This is a genomic window from Candidatus Erwinia dacicola (assembly GCF_001756855.1).
GTDB lineage: Bacteria > Pseudomonadota > Gammaproteobacteria > Enterobacterales > Enterobacteriaceae > Erwinia > Erwinia dacicola.
Genome location: NZ_MAYS01000213.1, coordinates 1 through 2,992, shown reverse-complemented (window position 1 = coordinate 2,992; position 2,992 = coordinate 1). Strand labels below are relative to the sequence as shown.

The 2,992-nt window shown below is 49.1% G+C and carries 6 protein-coding genes and 1 pseudogene; all 7 read right to left on the bottom strand.

Going from position 1 to position 2,992, the window contains the following annotated elements:
- On the bottom strand, positions 1–316 hold a 316-nt coding region (locus BBW68_RS06575), incomplete at its 3' end, for a transposase (RefSeq protein WP_186821255.1).
- Positions 317–456: 140 nt separating this feature from the next.
- The gene (locus BBW68_RS06570) at positions 457–822 is read right to left on the bottom strand and encodes a hypothetical protein (RefSeq protein ID WP_222563070.1); all 366 of its coding nucleotides are present in this window, start codon (positions 820–822) and stop codon (positions 457–459) included.
- A 79-nt stretch (positions 823–901) separates the two neighbouring features.
- Positions 902–1,153, bottom strand: a complete 252-nt coding sequence (locus tag BBW68_RS06565) for a hypothetical protein (protein WP_070134506.1) — start codon at positions 1,151–1,153, stop codon at positions 902–904.
- Between the two features lie 90 nt (positions 1,154–1,243).
- Positions 1,244–1,435 (bottom strand): hypothetical protein, encoded by a 192-nt coding sequence (locus tag BBW68_RS06560; RefSeq protein WP_070134505.1) that lies wholly within the window; start codon positions 1,433–1,435, stop codon positions 1,244–1,246.
- The gene (locus tag BBW68_RS06555; protein WP_070134504.1) at positions 1,425–1,646 is read right to left on the bottom strand and encodes an ANR family transcriptional regulator; all 222 of its coding nucleotides are present in this window, start codon (positions 1,644–1,646) and stop codon (positions 1,425–1,427) included. The genes BBW68_RS06560 and BBW68_RS06555 overlap by 11 nt, the downstream gene beginning before the upstream one ends.
- 3 nt (positions 1,647–1,649) lie before the next feature.
- Positions 1,650–2,291, bottom strand: a pseudogene (locus BBW68_RS06550) (DUF3164 family protein).
- A 469-nt stretch (positions 2,292–2,760) separates the two neighbouring features.
- Positions 2,761–2,931, bottom strand: a complete 171-nt coding sequence (locus BBW68_RS06535) for a hypothetical protein (RefSeq protein ID WP_245675218.1) — start codon at positions 2,929–2,931, stop codon at positions 2,761–2,763.
- Positions 2,932–2,992: the final 61 nt, after the last annotated feature.

The window sequence follows — 2,992 nt, the reverse complement described above, 5'->3', positions numbered from 1 at the left end:
ACGCTTCCTGGATTACCGCGTTCAGTGCTTTCTCCGACAGCCTGCGGGCCTCAAGGAAGGACGGGAAGTACGAGCCTTCACGCAGCTTCGGTATACGCAGGTCCAGGGTACCGAGGCGGGTGTGGTACTGACGGTCACGGTAGCCGTTACGGTAGGTCTCCCGCTCGTCACTGCGCTCATGAGGCTCTGCGTTGATGCGCTGAGTGACATCGGCCTCCATGATGCGGTTGAGCATAAATTCGGTGAGTTCACGCAGAAAGTCCTCACCGCCGAGTTGCATCAGGGTGTTGCTGAATGTCATGCTGTTGTCGGCCATCGGTTGACTCCTTCTGAGATAATTGTCTAATTAACCATTACCTTACCGGATAAGCCAATGGCGCTCACCATCCTTCCAAATTTACACCACGTCCTAAGACTCTACCCTTGCCAGGTTGCTGGTACAACGCTCCGGTAACATTAAGCATCATCACCTCCGGTGGCAGAGTTCAGATCGGCAAACGAACCTGCAGCAAGCTCCAGCTCTTTGATTTTCCTGAAATGTGCAACCACTGTTTTAGCCGTGGGGAATAAGGTCTCAATAACCTCTGTGGATTTTTCAGTAAGGTAACGGTTCTCTTTGCGTTTCAGATAAGCTTTGCCGCTGCGCTCTTTAGCAATAGACCGCGCGATTCGCGCATGGGGGTTAATCAGCTTCTTGCGAAGAAACACCTCTGAAAGCGGGTTGTAAGCCTTATCATCCTCCTTCAGAAAACCCAGCAGCGCATGATCTCCCTCGCTGACGATGTAGGCCATTTTGGTTTCGCTGGTACGTATTTTCATCACATAAATTTCATGCCCCTGATACAGGAAGCGAACTGGTGTGCCAGATTTAAGCGCGTTTTCAATGCCGACCCACTGCAGCTTATTGATCGCCATCGTCATCATCCTTATCAAATGAAAATGGCAGCTCACCCAACACGCTTAAAGCGAGGATAATACCGATGCGTACACCTTTAGCTTTATCGCTACCGGCTTCAATATCTGGCAATCCATTACCCAAAGATATAGATGCATCGGATTTATCAAGAACAAGCTGGAGATCGGCAACCTTTTGCTCATGCCATGATTTTAAATCCTGAATAAATTCTGCAAATTCGGAATTAATGATTTTCATACTGATTCCTTAATTCAGGTGTAAAGCCGCCCCTGACGGTTTACGCCATAATTAAAAGATGGTTTATTTCGGTTTAAATCGTTTTTAAATTCAGCTCGCTGGCGTTAACGATTCGGTCTTAACAAAAAACGGTTCGCGGTCTATTTCAACAATGGTTCCACAATTAAAGTCCCGCGCTTCGGCGACGGTTCTGGCCGGATAGCTGCCGCGCAAAACCTTGCAGGGCTGATAGATAAAATGGCTACCGACAGCATAAGCCTGATTAAACGCTTTAGCTTTCATTCACCCCGCCCCAGCCGGGTGCAGCAGCATTTGAACAATAAGCGATACGAGCCTCAGCCCAATGGCGACAATGGCTGGTGCGGGCATGACTCAGGGCAGACTGCCACAGTTCAGCAGCCTTACCCCATTCTCCATTACGCTCAGCGCGGCCCGCGCCCACAGCGTACAGCCCATAATTATTATGTGCTGAGTTCTCAGTTTTCATATTCATGTATCAGACTCCCGCCACGTCCAGTGAGATAGGGCGATACTGGTCTGTGTCGCCGATACGTTCATAGAGTCGAATGTAACTCTTGCTGCCCACCACCTGAACCGCCTCAGAGAGCGCATTCATGGCCTCCAGCCAGCGCGGGTCGGTGATTTCATGACGGCGCAGCTGCAGAACACGTCCGGGGTTAATTTCCCCCTCTTTATCGGTGGAAAAGGTGCGGTCAATTATTGCTAGCAGCTCTGGTCGCGCATCCTGCGTCCACTCGGCCACGCAGGCATCAATAAGCGCTTTAGCCGCCTGAATACGTTCATCAAAAGCGATATGCTCCTGCATGGCACGTTGCACCTTGAATCGACCGTCAAAGGTATACATGGTGACATTACCTTTTCTGCCGCCAACTTTAGCGCCATACCGCTCTGCGGAAAGATCAATCAGCGCCTGAATATCGGCAAATGCATCTTCTTTAAACTTGCGCAGAGCCTCCTGCAGCGGCTTTGCTCATTCAACAAGCGCTTTAACCAGCGCATCGCGTTCTTTATCGACGGGTTTAATTACAGACTCAGGAATAAGCGCACCGCGTGCATCCATCCAGAAGCCATCTGGTACTTTAATATCAGCATTTTTATTCGCGGTATTAGTGGACATTTTTATTTCCTTCTGAGTTTGGTATGCTAATTTTTTTACTTCACAAACATCGCTATCATTGCGCTTAAAGCCTTTACGACTTTCCAGAGCAGCAATTACCGTTTTATGAATGAATTGTGCCTGCCGGGCCTCAGCCTCGGTACACGGACCTTCGGCCATAATGCGGGTGCCAACACCAGTAGCATCCTCTTCAATGATTATTTTCATTTCTATCGGCATTTAATGTCTCCAGTGTGTGTTACGCCTGTTATGTAATTCGTTTATTTCCTGCGCTGCGCGTCGGGCATATTCAATTGTCGCAGTCGCATGCGCCATTTCATGAACGCAGTGATAATCTGCCTTCGTGTTAATCTCTGACTCAACGTTAATGCCTTCCTCCGTATGTGTGAGTTTAATTACCAGGGTGACCGGCATAATTACCTCCAGATAACGGTACAACCATCGATATTTGATGTACGGATGGTTTTAATCACGCCGCCCAATTTTCGGCCACCTCCACCACCGGCCATAGAGGGCCGCTCAGCGGTGCAATAGCGTAGACAATGGGTAATTTAGGATGCCAGCCAGTGACACGTCCGCCGTGAGTCTGAATCTCCATTCTGGCGCGTGAGCGGTGGCAGTTAAGAACTTGCTTATCCATGACCCGTTACTCCATTAGTGAATTAAGAGTTGTGCGTAAGTTTCAATTAACTTGACGCTGA

Coding starts and splice junctions, on each gene's coding strand:
- BBW68_RS06565 (WP_070134506.1), bottom strand. CDS start 1,153: ATGAAAATCATTAATTCCGAATTTGCAGAATTTATTCAGGATTTAAAA.
- BBW68_RS06535 (WP_245675218.1), bottom strand. CDS start 2,931: ATGGATAAGCAAGTTCTTAACTGCCACCGCTCACGCGCCAGAATGGAG.
- BBW68_RS06555 (WP_070134504.1), bottom strand. CDS start 1,646: ATGAATATGAAAACTGAGAACTCAGCACATAATAATTATGGGCTGTAC.
- BBW68_RS06560 (WP_070134505.1), bottom strand. CDS start 1,435: ATGAAAGCTAAAGCGTTTAATCAGGCTTATGCTGTCGGTAGCCATTTT.